At 51.7% G+C, this 15,402-nt stretch carries 15 protein-coding genes; 9 read left to right on the forward strand and 6 right to left on the reverse strand.

Annotation, left to right across the window (positions count from 1 at the left end; translation table 11 throughout):
* The first annotated feature begins 769 nt into the window (after nucleotides 1–769).
* The gene (locus AAE045_RS06090; RefSeq protein WP_455546933.1) at nucleotides 770–1,663 is read left to right on the forward strand and encodes a LysR substrate-binding domain-containing protein; all 894 of its coding nucleotides are present in this window, start codon (nucleotides 770–772) and stop codon (nucleotides 1,661–1,663) included.
* Nucleotides 1,664–1,780: 117 nt separating this feature from the next.
* Here the strand turns inward: AAE045_RS06090 and AAE045_RS06095 are convergent, their stop codons facing one another.
* Together AAE045_RS06095 and AAE045_RS06100 are read right to left on the reverse strand one after the other, a co-directional pair.
* A complete protein-coding gene (locus AAE045_RS06095; protein WP_455546934.1) occupies nucleotides 1,781–2,362 on the reverse strand; it encodes a nuclear transport factor 2 family protein in 582 nt (193 codons plus the stop codon).
* A gap of 268 nt (nucleotides 2,363–2,630) precedes the next feature.
* Nucleotides 2,631–3,539 carry a LysR substrate-binding domain-containing protein gene (locus tag AAE045_RS06100; protein WP_455546935.1) on the reverse strand — a complete coding sequence of 303 codons (909 nt, stop codon included), beginning with the start codon at nucleotides 3,537–3,539 and terminating at the stop codon, nucleotides 2,631–2,633.
* A 111-nt stretch (nucleotides 3,540–3,650) separates the two neighbouring features.
* On the opposite strand from AAE045_RS06100, the gene AAE045_RS06105 reads away from it, so the two are divergent.
* Together AAE045_RS06105 and AAE045_RS06110 are read left to right on the forward strand one after the other, a co-directional pair.
* Nucleotides 3,651–4,955 carry a 6-phospho-beta-glucosidase gene (locus tag AAE045_RS06105; protein WP_455546936.1) on the forward strand — a complete coding sequence of 435 codons (1,305 nt, stop codon included), beginning with the start codon at nucleotides 3,651–3,653 and terminating at the stop codon, nucleotides 4,953–4,955.
* Between the two features lie 428 nt (nucleotides 4,956–5,383).
* Entirely contained in the window at nucleotides 5,384–6,247 is an 864-nt protein-coding gene (locus AAE045_RS06110; protein ID WP_455546937.1) for an alpha/beta hydrolase family protein, read from the forward strand.
* 234 nt (nucleotides 6,248–6,481) lie between these two features.
* Here AAE045_RS06110 and AAE045_RS06115 read toward each other — a convergent pair whose 3' ends face one another.
* Nucleotides 6,482–7,399 carry a LysR family transcriptional regulator gene (locus tag AAE045_RS06115; protein WP_455546938.1) on the reverse strand — a complete coding sequence of 306 codons (918 nt, stop codon included), beginning with the start codon at nucleotides 7,397–7,399 and terminating at the stop codon, nucleotides 6,482–6,484.
* Nucleotides 7,400–7,522: 123 nt separating this feature from the next.
* On the opposite strand from AAE045_RS06115, the gene AAE045_RS06120 reads away from it, so the two are divergent.
* The 3 genes from AAE045_RS06120 to AAE045_RS06130 all read left to right on the forward strand — a co-directional run bounded on the left by AAE045_RS06120 (nucleotide 7,523) and on the right by AAE045_RS06130 (nucleotide 9,716).
* A complete protein-coding gene (locus AAE045_RS06120) occupies nucleotides 7,523–7,735 on the forward strand; it encodes an SDR family oxidoreductase (protein WP_455546939.1) in 213 nt (70 codons plus the stop codon).
* Nucleotides 7,732–8,931, forward strand: coding sequence for an MFS transporter (locus AAE045_RS06125; protein WP_455546940.1), 1,200 nt, complete (start codon nucleotides 7,732–7,734; stop codon nucleotides 8,929–8,931). Before AAE045_RS06120 ends, AAE045_RS06125 begins: the two co-directional genes overlap by 4 nt.
* A 92-nt stretch (nucleotides 8,932–9,023) precedes the next feature.
* Nucleotides 9,024–9,716 (forward strand): NADPH-dependent F420 reductase, encoded by a 693-nt coding sequence (locus AAE045_RS06130; RefSeq protein ID WP_455546941.1) that lies wholly within the window; start codon nucleotides 9,024–9,026, stop codon nucleotides 9,714–9,716.
* Nucleotides 9,717–9,821: 105 nt separating this feature from the next.
* Here the strand turns inward: AAE045_RS06130 and AAE045_RS06135 are convergent, their stop codons facing one another.
* The 3 genes from AAE045_RS06135 to AAE045_RS06145 all read right to left on the reverse strand — a co-directional run bounded on the left by AAE045_RS06135 (nucleotide 9,822) and on the right by AAE045_RS06145 (nucleotide 11,436).
* Nucleotides 9,822–10,031 (reverse strand): hypothetical protein, encoded by a 210-nt coding sequence (locus AAE045_RS06135; RefSeq protein WP_455546942.1) that lies wholly within the window; start codon nucleotides 10,029–10,031, stop codon nucleotides 9,822–9,824.
* Nucleotides 9,985–10,947, reverse strand: coding sequence for an alpha/beta hydrolase (locus AAE045_RS06140; RefSeq protein WP_455546943.1), 963 nt, complete (start codon nucleotides 10,945–10,947; stop codon nucleotides 9,985–9,987). Before AAE045_RS06140 ends, AAE045_RS06135 begins: the two co-directional genes overlap by 47 nt.
* A gap of 192 nt (nucleotides 10,948–11,139) precedes the next feature.
* A complete protein-coding gene (locus AAE045_RS06145) occupies nucleotides 11,140–11,436 on the reverse strand; it encodes a LysR substrate-binding domain-containing protein (RefSeq protein WP_455546944.1) in 297 nt (98 codons plus the stop codon).
* Nucleotides 11,437–11,831: 395 nt separating this feature from the next.
* On the opposite strand from AAE045_RS06145, the gene AAE045_RS06150 reads away from it, so the two are divergent.
* From AAE045_RS06150 to AAE045_RS06160, 3 genes are all read left to right on the forward strand, one after another.
* Complete coding sequence (locus AAE045_RS06150; RefSeq protein ID WP_455546945.1) at nucleotides 11,832–13,349, forward strand: DUF1254 domain-containing protein; 1,518 nt, start codon at nucleotides 11,832–11,834, stop codon at nucleotides 13,347–13,349.
* Nucleotides 13,350–13,373: 24 nt separating this feature from the next.
* Nucleotides 13,374–14,666, forward strand: a complete 1,293-nt coding sequence (locus AAE045_RS06155) for a DUF1254 domain-containing protein (RefSeq protein ID WP_455546946.1) — start codon at nucleotides 13,374–13,376, stop codon at nucleotides 14,664–14,666.
* 102 nt (nucleotides 14,667–14,768) lie between these two features.
* On the forward strand, nucleotides 14,769–15,395 hold the full coding sequence (locus tag AAE045_RS06160) for a helix-turn-helix domain-containing protein (protein WP_455546947.1): 627 nt from the start codon (nucleotides 14,769–14,771) through the stop codon (nucleotides 15,393–15,395).
* The last annotated feature ends 7 nt before the right edge of the window (nucleotides 15,396–15,402 follow it).

The raw sequence follows: 15,402 nt of genomic DNA on the forward strand, positions 1-15,402 counted from the left end.
CCGGAAAAACAATGATCTTGTCAAAATGCAATGGGCTCCGGATCAGCAAAGGAAGCGCATCCCGTTCCTCACACCGAAAAAAAGAAGATACCATTTTTACTCTAAAGTATCCCTTTTCTCTAATGCAGGCATCTCTAAGGTAAAACTCATTAAGAGACCTACCATCCGGTGTGGCTATAAAAAACATTTGTTCCGAAAAAACACCCCAGGACTTAATATTCAGAGTGCTGTCAGATTTTTCAACAAGTGCCTGACATAATGACCGATACGGTAGCCATGAATGCCGAGTGGCATGAAAGTTATGACAAATGACGATTAATTTATATTCATAGCAATTATGATTTCATGGTCAATGATTAGCAGTGTCAATTTTATGTTATAACAATAACCTTATTTGAAATAATTTCGTAAGGTTATTAGTAATTTTAACTTCCGATTAAATTAATCTTTATCTTATTGATGTTTTCATCAATTTAATAATCTGAAAAATAGACGTAAGGTCGGCTTTTCCGTTGAGAGATATAGGCTCTATCATATTGCAGAGCCTCAACGAAGATCTGCGTCAGATGGTTAAGATGGAAACGGACGAAACGGACGAAACGGCCGGTTGATCATGACTGGAGCGGAGTCCCGCGTTAACCCGCGCCAACGGCAATAGATAACAGAATGCCATTTTTCATTGCCGCATACCAGGAGCGCCCTTAAACAAGATAAACTTAATTGAATCGATTTCATGGATTAATCATTGTTAATGATTAATGGAGCCTTAATGGATTTACGTCACCTGAAGTACTTTTTGGCGGTCGCGGAAGAGCGGCATTTTGGCCGGGCGGCAGAGCGGCTCAATATCGTCCAGCCCGCGCTGAGCATGCAGATTAAGGCGCTTGAGGCGGAGCTGGGCGGGCCGCTGTTAATTCGAACCAGCCGACGCGTCGAGCTGACCGAAGCCGGGAAACTTTTGCAGGCGGAGGCCGCTCGCACGCTGGAGCAGGTTGAGCATACCCGCCTTGCGGTTGAACGCTCTATTCGCGGTGAGACTGGCCGGGTGCGAATCGGCTTTGCAGGAAACGCGGTCTTCAGCGGCAGGCTGATGCAGGACGTCCGTTCTTTTCATCAGGCCTTCCCGGACGCTGAAATCATTTGTCAGGAGCTTGCCCCGCAGCTCCAGAACGAGGCGATCCAGAGCGGGACGCTGGATGTAGGCTATATGCCTGATTATTATCCGGTTCATGATTCCGCGCTGGCCTATGAACCTGTGGGTGAATGGGGAAGGGTTGTTGTGATGTCCAGCGATCATAATCTCGCCGCTAAAGAGAGTCTGACAATAGGCATGCTCGCCTATGAGCCGCTGATTATGTACTCAATCAATGACGAAGATTCACAGCTGGATTCGCAATTAAGCCAGCTGCTTGGGGATAAGCTGAATATTGCCTGGCGGATCTCAAGCTCGCTGAGCGTCCTCGCCATGGCCGGGGCCGGGCTGGGCATCGCCCTGGTTCCCGCGCCGCTGGCGAAGGTGGCGGTTCCGGGCGTGGTGTATCGGGTTCTTGACGCACCGGAGCTGTCAGCAAATCTGACGATGGTCAGCCGTCAGAACGAGCCCAGCGCCGCCGTGCTGGCCTACCTCAACCACACCAGGAAACACGGCTTATTTACTGGCTGAACTGCGGCAGGATCCCTCTATTCCCTCAGCGAAACCAGAATCTGGTGCAGTTCATCAGCAAACAGCGCCGGATCCGTGGTGTAGCTCAGGTGATGACCGCTCATCTCAATGCACGGTTCAGGCGGCTAACCAACGTTTACCGTCAGCTTTCATGTTGGCTTCCAGCTCACTGCCGCGCGTCGCGAAGATGCGTCCGAGAGGGAATCCGCTCTGCTCAAGTAAATAGGCCAGCGCGGCATATTCGCGTGGATATTTCGTCACAATCGCCTGATCAATGGTTACCGGGCCTAACGGGAAGGTGAAGGTGCCGATGTCGTATACGCTCTGTCGATGGAACAATTTCCACTCACCATTTCTTTTTTCTGCCAGGTCGTAAAAACGGTTATGACATTCACAGCCGATGTTCAGCTTCACGTTCTCTGCGATGATTATCGCGTTGGTTTCCAGAATGGCTTTATTACCGGCTTCGTTGAAAGTGATTGCCGGTGACGCGATCAGATGTTTAGTCCGCAGATCAGACGCTCCCATACGCATTGATCCATCCACGAAATCGCTAGCCAGCCCTTCGAACCAGGTAATTTCGATGGTGCCATCCGGGTGGAACAGATTGCGCAGCTGATCCCATTCACCCAGGTCGCGGTGCATCCAGCCATTCATCAGGTCATTAAGCTGCTGGCGGTCTTGAAGTTGATTTTGCATGGTGAGGATTCCAGTTAGTTGTCTGTCGTTGTTTGACTGGATTCAGTTTGGTCCCGAAAGGAGGCAAACTCAAATATATAGATTTGAATGATTAATCATTTTTATTGATTAATTGAGGGGGTATGGATTAGGCCAACGATGCCCACAAAACCTCGGATTCTGCCTGAGTTTATCTTGGTGCGCATAACGTCATTGTGCGAATCAATTTATATAGAAATGAAAAACTCCTCTTCATTCCTTTTTTTATTTTTGGTCCTTCAGTCGGAAGTCAGATTGCTTGTTCTCTTTGCTGATGTAAAAAATCAATAAAGGCCCGGCAGCGGATCCTGTCTCTGTTTTCACTGGGGTAAATCAGGTCATAGCTCATACCTGAAGGTACAGGAACCGCGCTAAGCGCTATCAACTGTCCACTCTGCAGCTGCGGCTGAATCAGCGTTTTTCTTCCCATCATCACCCCCATTCCGCTCTCCGCAGCCTGGATGGCCATATGATAATGATTAAAGCTGTAATGCCTTATTTTGTAAGGAATCTCCTGCCCGTTGACGTCGTTCCAGATTCGCCACTCCGAGAAAGGATCCTGATTGTCGGTAGATTCGCTGGCATGGATAAAGCAGGCCTGGCTTAAATCCTCCGCGCTGATGTGCGGATTCAGCAGCAGATAACGCGGAGAACATACCGGCACGAGCATTTCGTCAAACAGCTGTTCCTGATATAAATCAGCGTGGCGACTGGCACCATAATAGATAGCTAAATCAACACGTTCATCGTGAAATTCCATGATCCCGGCACGCACTTTGACCTTGAGGTTAATACCGGGCCATTGCGCCTGAAATTCAGGGAGTCGGGCCATAAGCCAGCACTGTGCAAAGGTCGGTGCGACGCCAATGTGCAGCGTACCTCTCAGCGACTGGCTGCGGATATCTTCAATTTCATCATTAATGGCACGCAGGGAATGGTTCAGAGTGGCAAGCAGGCGCTCACCTTCTTCGGTTAATGCCAGCTTTCGCGTCATGCGGACAAAAACGCGGAAACCTAGCTGTGATTCAAGCAGGCGGATCCTGTGACTCATCGCTCCCTGAGTGAGATTTAACTCTTTTGCCGCGAGGGTAAAACTCATATGTCTGGCGGCAATCTCAAAGCTTTGCAGCAGGGCGAGGGTACTTTGTTGTTCCAGCATCAGGTGACCTATGGATTAATCATATTAATGCATTATAGGTTTTTATTCGTTTGTCAGGCCAGAAGCAAATCTTTCTAATGATAAAGAGTTAATCATAGTAAGGAGATTGTCATGTCTGAACTGAAAGTCGTTATCATCGGTGCGGGATCCAGCTATACCCCAGAGCTCATCGAAGGGCTCATCAACCGTACCGCTGAACTGCCTTTGCGCGAGCTGTGGATGGTCGATATCGAAGATGGTCGTGAAAAGATGGCGATTATTGCCAATCTGGCACGCCGGATGCTGAAAAAAGCAGGGCTGGACGTTAGCGTTCATGAGACCCTGGACCGCCGGGCGGCCCTGACTGGCGCTGACTATGTCTGCTCGCAGTTCCGTGCAGGCTGCCTGGATGCCAGAATTAGCGATGAACGAATAGCGCTGAAATTTGGCATGATTGGCCAGGAGACCAACGGTCTTGGCGGTTTTGCTAACGCCTGCAGAACGATTCCGATTGCGCTGGAGATTGCCCGTGAAATGGAAACATTGTGCCCGGACGCATGGTTGCTGAACTTCACCAATCCGTCGGGTATGGTGACAGAAGCCATTCTGCGCCACACCACAATTAAAGCGGTCGGCCTGTGCAACGTACCGGTGATCATGCAGAAGGGCGTGACAAAACTGCTGGGTGGCTCAAGCGATTTCATCATGCAGGTGGCTGGACTCAATCACTTTATTTTTGCCCGTCAGATCCTGCAAAACGGTATGGACAAGCTCGACGACGTGATTGATGAGATCATTGCTGGCAACGATCCGCTGGTTCCCCGCAATATTCCGCCGTTTACCTGGCCTGCTCATGTACTGAAAGGGCTGAGAATGATCCCTTGCGCCTACCTGCGTTACTACTACATGAAAGACGATATCCTGAAACAGGAGATCGGGGAGGCCAACGGCGAGGGTACCCGCGGTGAAGTCGTTAAAGCGCTGGAGCATGAACTGTTTGAGATCTACAAAAATCCGGAACTGGCTGAAAAACCGCAAGCGCTGGAAGGGCGAGGAGGGCAGTACTACTCCGAAGCGGCCTGCGAGTTGATGAGTGCAATCCACAATGACAAACGCATCATCATGCACGTTAATACCCGCAATAATGGTGCAATCAACGGTCTTCCGGATGATTGTGCGGTGGAAGTCAGTTCTGTTATCACGCGCTCAGGGCCGCTGCCGCTGAATGTGGCTGCTTTCCCAGAAGACACCCTGCGTCTGCTGCAGTTAATGAAAAGCTTCGAACAGCTCACCATCGAAGCGGCCATCACCGGAAACCGCCACACTGCCTGGCGTGCACTGGTGCTCAACCCCCTGATCACAAGCGGTACGCTGCTGGAGCAGGCATTAGAGGCTGTTATTGAGGAAAACAAAGAGCTCATGTCAGCTTTCCACTGATAGCTATTTTTCTTTAAGTACAAGACCAAATAGCCAGGCCACAGCGGGGATGATTAATGTCCACAGGGGCCTGGCAAAACATTATTGATGCGGTTGCTGGTGCTAAGCCGATGTTTCATTACTGTTCTGAAGGTTGCAACACCCGCTCCGCAAAATGGGTTCCCAGTCCACTGGTGATAAATCTCATTCTGCACGAGGCAGTTTGTTTCTCGAAAATATTATATAAGCCCTTTTTTAGTCCGCACTGAGTATGTTTTGGAAACATGATTTTTTGGATGTTAAGACGTTCATACGGCTTCGGAGAACACAAGTAATCATGTTCAATTGTTTGAACGGTTCATTTATATAAAACATTCGCCAGATTCGACTGCTGCGGCTACATTATATGAATGCATTACTGGTATGACCACCCAGGTGAGCCTCAACAGATGAATTTGATAACGATATCCCTGAATCAAGCCGACTTTTTGGCTTCCACTTTGTGGGAGAGAAGCGATGCTAAAGCTGTTGTGATCCTTCACCCTGCGACAGCTGTGGTACAGGAGTATTATAAGGGGTTCGCTGAGTATCTTCATGATATGGGGTTTAATGTCGTGACCTACGACTATCGGGGTACTGGCCGCTCAAAATCGGGGATGCTTCGAAATTGTAATGTTTCTATGTCCGACTGGATCGAGCAGGATGTCAGTTGTGTGACAACCTGGGCCAGGGCGCGTTTCCCCGAGCTTCGTCTGATGGCAGTGGGGCACAGTATAGGTGGACACGCCATTTTGCTTTCGCCAGCTACCCGGTTGCTGCATGCGGCAGTCCTTGTTGCTTCGCACGCTGGCGTAACCAGCACAATCAAACAAACGATGGAAAAGCTCAGAGTATGGTGTTTATTACGTGTTCTCGCACCAGTTCTTTGTCGCACCTTTGGGTATATGCCAGCCCGACGCCTCGGACTGGGAGAAGATTTACCTGCTCCGGTAATGTTGCAATGGGGGCGCTGGAGTGCAATGCCCGGCTACTTCTATGACGATCCGGACTGGGATGCACGCCGACGGGCCGGTGAAATAACGTTACCACTTCTGGTACTGGGTTTTGATGACGACCCCTGGGCTAACTCTGACGCTATTACATGCCTGATGAGTCCGGTTAAAAACTCACAAATTGAACGCCGTGAGATTCGGCACGCGGATTTTGGTGTTCCGGCTGTTGGCCACATGGGCTTTTTCCGTATCCGATGTGCGGAAAAAATATGGCCAGAGGTCGGTAAGTGGTTGGCAAGCCAATGTCAGCATACAGGCTGAATATTGGTCTCGCACACTATTCTTGTAAAGGGGGTCTACGACAGGAACGCCGGGATTTACGTTACTCTAATTTCAGCCCGGTAACCCGTGCATCCAGGTCAATAATTTCATTGCTTCCTTGGAAGGTGTAATGCCTGTTCCGCAAAATGGGTTCCCAGGCCACTGGTGATAAGTCTCAATCCGGTTCTGGGAACGGCGAACTATTAACTGGTTTTGCGGACTTTCCTTGACGAACTATTTCCCCTCCAGGGAGTTGAAGATTTCCTCAAGGAACAACAGGAAGGCCCGCACTTTTGGGTTTCCACGACGGCTTTCAAGCCAAAGTGCTGCGATCTCGTATCGATCGATCCAGTATTCCGGAAGCACCCGAACAAGATCTCCACGAGCAACGTGAGGTGCAGCGACATAGGCTGGAGAAAGGCCAATCCCGGCGCCGCCAATAATAGCCGCGGTTGCCGCATCAGTGTTGTCAACTATGATGGCGGAATCTGGCAGGATCTCTATGGTCCGTTTGCCCGTCTCAAATTTCCAGCGCATCAACTGTCCTGAGCTGTGGTAACGGACGTTGATGCAGTCGTGTTCCGACAGGTCTTCAGGTTTATTGGGAGCACCATGCTGCCTGATGTAGTCGGGTGAGGCAAAAGCATAGACTTTGTTCGGTCCGAGGCTCTTACGGATCAAGCGAGAATCAGCACTCCGACCTACTCTGATGGCTACGTCGATGCCGTCCTGAACCAGCTCGGTCAAATCGTCGCTGAGTCGCAGGTCTACTGTAATCCTGGGGTATTTGTCCCGAAAATTCGCCAGATTGGGGGCAATAACGTAAACCCCCAAAGGCAGGGGACATGCAACCTTGAGGATGCCAGAAGGCTCAGCCCGGGCCGCTGCAGCCATTTGTTCAATCGCTTCTGCATCCTCCAGAAGACGCAAAACGCGTTCGTGAAGGTCGCGCCCTTCAGGCGTTAGCGCCAGGGACCGCGTGGTTCGAGCGAAAAGCTTGACCCCAAGCCGTTCCTCAAGGCGCTGTACACTTTTGCTCACCGCCGAGGGCGAGATGGAAAGCGTACGGGCCGCAGATGTATAGCTTCCCAGCGACGCTGTACGTGCGAAAGCGATGAGTCCGGTGAGGCGATCAAGTCTTATTTGTTCCATGATGGAATTACTGTAACGAAGATTACCTATATTTTCAATCTTATCCGCCAGTACTATCTTGTGTTCAAGGCGGTGAGGGCAACGGTCCCGACCCCGGCCATCAATATGGGAGAAGAAAACACCATGGCTCTGAGACTGGATAACAAAGTCGCGTTTATCACCGGTGCCGGGACCGGCATTGGACGGGCTGTGGCCTATCGCTTTGCCGCAGAAGGTGCGATGGTGATGATCCTGGAGTCCGAAGACATCGCCACCGTTGCTGCCTTTCTCGCCTCCGATGAAGCCCGCTTCGTGACTGGTTCGGAATATGGCGTTGATGGAGGGTTTGGAGCGTGAAGACCGTGAACAAACAGACACCACCCCAATCCGTAGGCATGTCCCGCGGGCTGACACTGCTATTCGCCATCGCCGGTGGCGCATCAGTCGGTAACCTCTACTGGGCACAACCCCTGCTGGCACCGATTGCTGAGGATTTGGGGGTATCGCCGGGCAATGCTGGCTTCGTCATCACGCTTACCCAGATTGGATATGCGCTCGGGATCTTCCTCATCGTACCGCTTGGGGACAGCATGAACCGCAAGCGGATGATTCCTGCAGTGATGCTTCTTGCTGCGGTTGCTCTGGCGGCAACGGCTTTTGCCCCGTCGTTCCCTGTCCTGCTCGGGCTCGTGGCTTTTCTGGGCGTGGCCTCGGTTACTGGCCAGATTCTTGCTCCGCTGGCGGGTGACCTGGCAACCAGTGAGCAGCGCGGTCAGGTGCTCGGCACTGTAGCCTCCGGGCTGATGCTTGGCATCCTTATCGCCCGTGCGGCCAGTGGACTGGTCGCTGATCTCCTGGGGTGGCGGGCAATCTTTGTCATTGCTGCCATTCTCACTCTGGTTATGGCTGTAATCATGGTCCGCTGGCTGCCGGTGCTGCCACCCCGTCAGGGTATCTCATACGGAAAACTGCTTCTGTCCGTTCTTGCGTCCTACAAGGACTCGCGGGTACGTGTGACGATCCTGCTTGGCGCTTTGCCTATGAGTGTCTTCACTCTCTTCTGGACCAGCATCACCCTCCTGTTGTCTGCTAAGCCCTTCTCCTACTCGACGGGGCAGATTGGCCTCATCGGGCTCCTTGCCGTGGTAGGTGCTGTGGCTGCACAGGGTGCCGGCCGTCTTTATGACCTCGGCCTTTCGGTTCACGCCATCGGCGGCAGCCTGGCTCTGGCGCTCCTTGCCCTAATCATAGCTGGAGTAGGACAGACATCACTCTTTGCCATTATGACTGCCATCGTGCTCTTCTCGGTTGGTTTGCAAGCCACCCTGGTACTTGCACAGACGCGGATGATGGCGCTAGACCCGGCGGCCCGCAGCCGCCTCAACACAGCCTACGTTGTTGGTATCTTCATTGCTGGCGCCCTGGGCTCAGCCGCAGCCGGCTTGCTCTGGGGATGGGGCGGCTGGAGTGGTTTGATGATTACTGGTGGTGTCATCCTCCTCATTACCCTGGCCCTGTGGGCGCGCCAACGCACCCGCGCGCTCAGCGCATGACCGATGTACGCGACCAGCCAAAGCAGAGGTATACCTGAGCAATCAAATTTGTCTGAATCAACAAAATCCTAACCTGAACAAGGAGTATCATCATGAAAATCGCAGTCATCGGAACCGGAATGGTCGGCCGTGCCATCGCGCATCGGCTGAACGGTTTAGGGCACGACGCAGTTATCGGCACCCGTGACCCGCAGGCAACAATGGCCCGGACGGAACCGGACCCGAAGGGAACAGCGCCGTTCGCCCAGTGGCACGTTGCTCATCCGCAGACCCGCCTGGTCACAATGGCAGAGGCCGGTGCACATGGCGAAATTATCGTCAATGCCACGGGTGGAGCAGAGTCGATTGCAGCCCTTAATATGGTTGGTCGGGAAAACCTTGCCGGGAAGATACTGCTTGACCTGGCGTTGCCATTGGATCTGTCGGGTGGATGGCCACCGAGGCTTCTTGTCGCCAACGATGACAGTCTGGGCGAGCAGATTCAGCGCGCGTTTCCAGAATCGAAGATCGTAAAGTCGCTTACTACCATACAGTTCGAAGTTATGATCGACCCGACAATCGTGCCGGGTCGCCATCATGTCTTCGTTTCCGGCAACGATGACGGGGCCAAGAGCATCGTGTCGGGCCTGTTGCAGGAATTTGGTTGGACAGCGGGTGTGATTATCGATCTCGGCGACATCACCACATCTCGTGCCGTCGAGATGTATTCCCGCCTCTTGTTCACAATGTCGGATGTATTTGGCGACTTCCACACTAACATCATGCTCGTCCGACCCCAGAAATAACCGGTGCTCAAGTCTGGGATGACTCCGTGCGCTTCTGAGGACAAAGGTCGGCAGATGCACGGAAAAATCTAATTCTTCTGCAGCTGCCTTTTTCGTTGTCCAGACCTATAGATCCTGAGCTGTTGGTCTGAAAATAATTTCGTTAATCCCCACATCTTCTGGTTCATTGATTGCAAAAGCTACCATGCGGGCATAGGTTTCCGGCGGAATACCGACTTTACCGACATATTCCTGGTTTACAGCCTGAACATCTTTATCGCTAATATGCTCAATGCAGTGTTTTTTGAACAGAAGCCGCAGTGTTGTGTAATTCATGGCTGTGCCAGAGCGAACCCGCTTTGCTACCGGCTACAATCAAAAGCGGCTGTGTTAAATAGACATCTGCCCCTTCAAACCCGGTGAATGACGCCAGCGTACTGATACTTGTCATCAGCATTTGGTTGGTGGAAGTCGGATATTTTCCGCGCTCAGTCAGATAATAATCCGCAGCTTCCTGAAGATCTTTTGGGGCACTGGTATCACCCAATTTGGGTACATAGTTGACATAAACCGGTGCGCCGCCTGCTGCTTCTGCTGTGCGCTGTTTTGCGACAGCATCCAGAGTCGCAATGAGTTCAGATTCAGATGTTGTTCCATCCCAGCCTTTACGGGTCGCCGCTCCGACATCGACGGCACTGACCGTTGCCAGCGCTTTGATTCGGCGTTCCGTCATCGACGCTTTAACCGTGATACCACTTCCTGCACAAACGCCTAATGCGCCAATGCGATTATTATCGACATAAGGGAGAGTCGTCAGGTAATCGACTGCGCTATAGAAATCGACAACTCGCTTCATGGGATCGTCAACAAAGCGCGGTAATCCGCCACTGGCCCCCTGATGGGAAGCATCAAACGCCAGAGTGACAAATCCTTCTTTAGCCAGTTTGAGGGCATAAAGGCCAGCTGTCTGTTCCTTAACACCACCACCGGGGTGGACAACGACAATCGCAGCGTATTGACGGTTTTCGCTGAAATCCGGGGGGACATAGACGTTTCCGGACATCATTATCTCATTGTTGCGGAACAGGACGCTGCTGACAGTGATTCCATCTACGTGTGTCGTGGTGCCTGATGTACGAGGGGTAGGTGAGAGCAGGGCTGAAGCATGACCCGCCATCAGAAATCCTGCGGAGGCCACTGAACTTGTCAGGAGGAAATTTCGGCGGCTTAATCCACCTGTTTTATTACTCATTGCAAGACTCCTTCATATACATGATGACGGCCCTGGCCGCTGAAAGAACACAGATTGTTTCAGTGGCCATCTTAATCTCTTTAGTATTCAGAAATTAGATGCTTAATTTCGCATGGGCTTAGAAGGAGGTTTTATTAATAGGGTTATAAGTAACTGATTTCGATAGGGATAAGGACAAACAGCACTCAAAGTTTATGGGGCGCGGAGTGCTTTGAGCACAAGTGCAAATGCCGGAGAATGTTGTAGACGGCTGGGGTAGTAAAGATGATAGGGGGGACGCGGTGGACACCAGTCTGTCAGCACCTGGACTAACATTCCGTTTTCAAGGTAATTCTCCACGGTATCCAGCGGCAGATAAGCAAGTCCCAGCCCGTCCAGGGCGGCCTGCCTCATCATATTTATTGTGCTGAAAGTCGCTCGCCCATCAATACGGACCCCAAGGTCTGCTTCAAGAGTCCTCACCGTGTAGCTCAGCGCAGACTTGTCCATTATTAACGCCTGGCAAACAATGTTGAGTTATAGAGCGTCTGAACGAACAGTACAAGGATGCCCACAAAACCCCGGATTCTATCTAATATCATCTTAGTGCGCATAATGTATATTATGTTAAATTGCATAAAGACAGCGAAGACAGGTTTAGCAAGATGTTTTACGCCCTTGCCTTGCTGCAAAGCCTAACTTTCTTCCCGCCGCTATTTCAACTACAAACTGCAACCTTGCTGTTTCGATCCCTCGCTCCGCAATGTTCATTAATAAATATCTGCGTTATTGCGCGGCATTTGCCTCATGGTTGAACATACCTGCTGTTCTGCCATTACTTTCTGATTTTTATCCTATAGTGCATGCAGCTTATCAAGCCTTACGCTCATCCACGGAGTCACTCTATGTCACTGACACGCAGAGAATTTTACAAACTGGCGCTGGGTTCAGCCGTCGGTCTTGCTGTACTAAAAACATCTACGCCAGCCTACGCGCAAGCGCTGTCAGCGAAAACGTCTTTAAAGCATGGCGCAGGTCAGCAAGGCGAAACGGAAAGTGGTCTCCCGCCGGTGGGTTCTGCAAGCTCCATTGAAGATTTTGACTACCAGATTAAGTATCAGCGCGCCTTTGAAGCCGTGCTGTGGAATATGCCCGCAGTTGCTATTTACAGCTTCCGCCGTGCGGCTTTTGAGAATCTGGGCCTGAAAGATAACGATATTATCGCCTACTCAAAGCCAGCAACTGCGCATCTTGAAGCCATCACGGCAAACAGCACCACGCCTTACATCACCGCGTTCACCGATCTGCAAAAAGGCCCTGTAGTGCTTGAAGTTCCGGCATCCGGTGCTGACGGCAGCCTGTACGGCCAGATCGTTGATGCATGGCAGTTCACCATTGCCGACGTTGGACCTGCGGGGCTGGATAAAGGTAAAGGCGGCAAATTCTTACTCACGCCACCGGGTTACAGCGATGCGATCCCTGCGGGCTATATTCATGTGCCCTCGCCTAACTTCCGCGTGGCCTTTGCCTTCCGCTCAGTGCAGGCTCCGGGCAAGACGACTGAAGATGCTTACCACTACTCCAAACGCCTCAGGATGTACTACCTGTCCGAAGCGCAGAATCCCCCTAAGCAGCGTTTTGTCGATCCAGGCACTAACCGTTATCCAACTTTGCCTTACTACGACGAGCGCCATTTTGACGATCTGCATGCGGTAGCCAGCATCGAGCCTGTCCGCGAGCAGGATAAAGTGATGATGGGGATGCTTGCATTCCTTGGGATAGAGCGCGGCAAGCCGTTTACTCCCGACGAGAAAACCAAAAAAGCGATGCGTCAGGCCGCGATCGACGCCTGGTTCTATATGCAGTACTGGTATGACAATTTCCCCAAAGAGAAACTTTACTGGGCGGACCGTCACTATGCCTCTCTGCTTCAGACGGACAGCAACAAGAAATTCACCTTCATCTATGAAGATCGTATCGATCTTATTAACCGCGCCGCTGAATATTTCTGGTGTACCTATATGCCGAAAGTGCTCAGCGACCAGCCTGCGACTCAGTATCTGATGAGCCTCGCCGACAGCGAAGGCAAACTGCTTGAAGCCGGGCAGCTCTATAAGCTTACTATTCCGGCAAAAATGCCTGTTAAGCAATTCTGGGCGCTGACGGTTTATAACCGTGACACCATGTCCTTTATCTACAGCGACAGCGGCCGCACCACCCTCTCCTCTTACGATCTCGACGGGATGACAAAGAACGCCGATGGTGGCGTCACCCTGTATGTAGGGCCTAAAGCACCGGCGGGTCTGGAAAGCAACTGGATCCCAACCAGCGGCAAACGACCGTTGCCGGCAATGCGTTTCTACGGCCCGACCGACGAACTGAATCACAAATCTTTCAAATTAGCTGATTTCGAGCGCGTTTAAGCGTCGAAATTTAATGGAGCAGTTATGAAAAAATTATTACTGGCCGCAGCGCTAGGCAGCGTTGCGTTGCCCGCGCTGGCGAACATTAGCGATCGTGTTGCGCAGGACGCCTACGTCTATGGTTATTCCATGGATGAGGCCTACAAGTTCTTTTATGAAACTGCAGTCAAGACTGACACCCCGATGAACCGTTTCCAGAACATCCGCCATCTCGCTGATGATACCTATACGGATCATCCGACCATCAATAACGATACCCTGCACCTCCAGGGCTGGTTAGACGTCAGCGCCGAACCGGTCATTATCAGCGTGCCTGACATGGACAAGGGGCGCTACTGGATCCTGCACACCATGGATATGGGCCACTACACCACGTCAATGATTGGATCGCGCACCCGTGGGACAAAAGGCGGTCACTTTATGTTTGCCTCCCGCACCTGGAAAGGTGAAGTCCCGGCAAGCGTTACCGAAGTTATTCGCGTGGACTCAGACATCCTTAAGGTGATGGGCCGTATCATGGCAACAAGCCAGGAAGACACCAAAACCGCGCTTAACTTCATGGACGACTGGAATGTCCGCACCCTGTCGGCCTACCTGGGTCAGCCAGGTCCAAAAGCGACAGTTCACCAGTGGCCAGACCCGGCGAAAACCAACTGGATGCAGCGCGTGAACTTCGTCCTGTGCGAAGGCGATATGGCAACTGCGGACAAGAAGTGGATTGAGCAGTATAAAGAAGTCGGGGTGGCGCCATGTAAAACCGACTTCACCAACGAACAGCTGGCGGCAGCGAAGAAAGGCGAAGAGCTGGGCTCTGCACATCTGAAGGCGCTGCTTCCGAAAATGACAACCTCAACGGGCCTGCTGGGTACCCGCGCTGAGCTGCAAAACCAGAAGCGTGATATGTTCGCTGAAGGGACGCTGATTGGCCAGTGGGGTCTGCCACCGGAAGAGTCCGTCTATCTTCAGGCGCTTAAAGGTGCCGACGGCCAGAGTATTAACGGCGCAAACGGTAAAAAATACCGCATGCACTTTAAGGCGCCGAACGTCAGCCAGTTCTGGTCCTTTACCGTTTACGGTACCGATAACATGCTGATGGCTCACAACGAGATCAACCGTCACAGCCGCGGCGACCGCACGCTTAAGCCGGGACCAGACGGCATGTATACCATCGATCTCAGCGCCAAAGGCGATGCCAACAATCCTAACTGGCTGCCGATCCCGGAAAAAGATGCCTACATCATCATGCGTCTTTATGGGCCGGACAAACAGATTCTGGACGGCAAGTATCCGATGCCAACGCTGGAAGTCGTTAAATAATTATTTAGCTTCTTCGGCTACAAACTCCCTGCCCTTCATAAACAAGCGTGAAGGGCTTTTTGCGTTTAAACTGCTATCAATATTTATTTTTTCAGGTGATTGATGATCGAACCTCCCGAAAGACCTGCCGCCGCCATGGCTCGTTTAATTTCCGTTCTCACTCCGCTGGGGAAAACCATCGAGATAAGCGCCCGCAAGCGGTTAACGTGGGATAACGGCGGTAAACCCTCGGTGTACGTTTTTCTTGAAGGGGAACTGTCCATTTCGCGGATAACGGATGGGATACTGGTTGGAACGGTCACCGAACCGCATATCTTTGGGTTTTCCGAGATGTTCTACCCGCTAAGAGGCAACATCCTTCGGGCTGAAACCAGATGTTTAATCTCGGCAATTGAGAATCATAAAGTCGAGCAGGCCATGGAAAGACATGCGCTCTGGCGGGATGTAGCGGAAGTACTGTCCTTTCACACTAACACCATGCTGTACCGGGACCTGCAAATTGTTAATCAGCGCACGTTCCCCGTCGTCTGTTATTACCTGCAGGAGCTTAACCGCCTGCCGGAAGAGACCAAAGAGCGTGTGAATATCCTGAGCTACATTCAGGAACGGACAGGACTGTCGCGCAGCAGCATTCTGAATATTATCTCGTCGCTGAAAACCGACAAGTTTATCGATTTCAAACGCGGCGGCTATAGCCTGCAGGTGTATGGCCTGCCGGACGAGCCTTAATTCCTAA

Source organism: Dryocola clanedunensis (assembly GCF_038405435.1).
Lineage (GTDB): Bacteria > Pseudomonadota > Gammaproteobacteria > Enterobacterales > Enterobacteriaceae > Dryocola > Dryocola clanedunensis_A.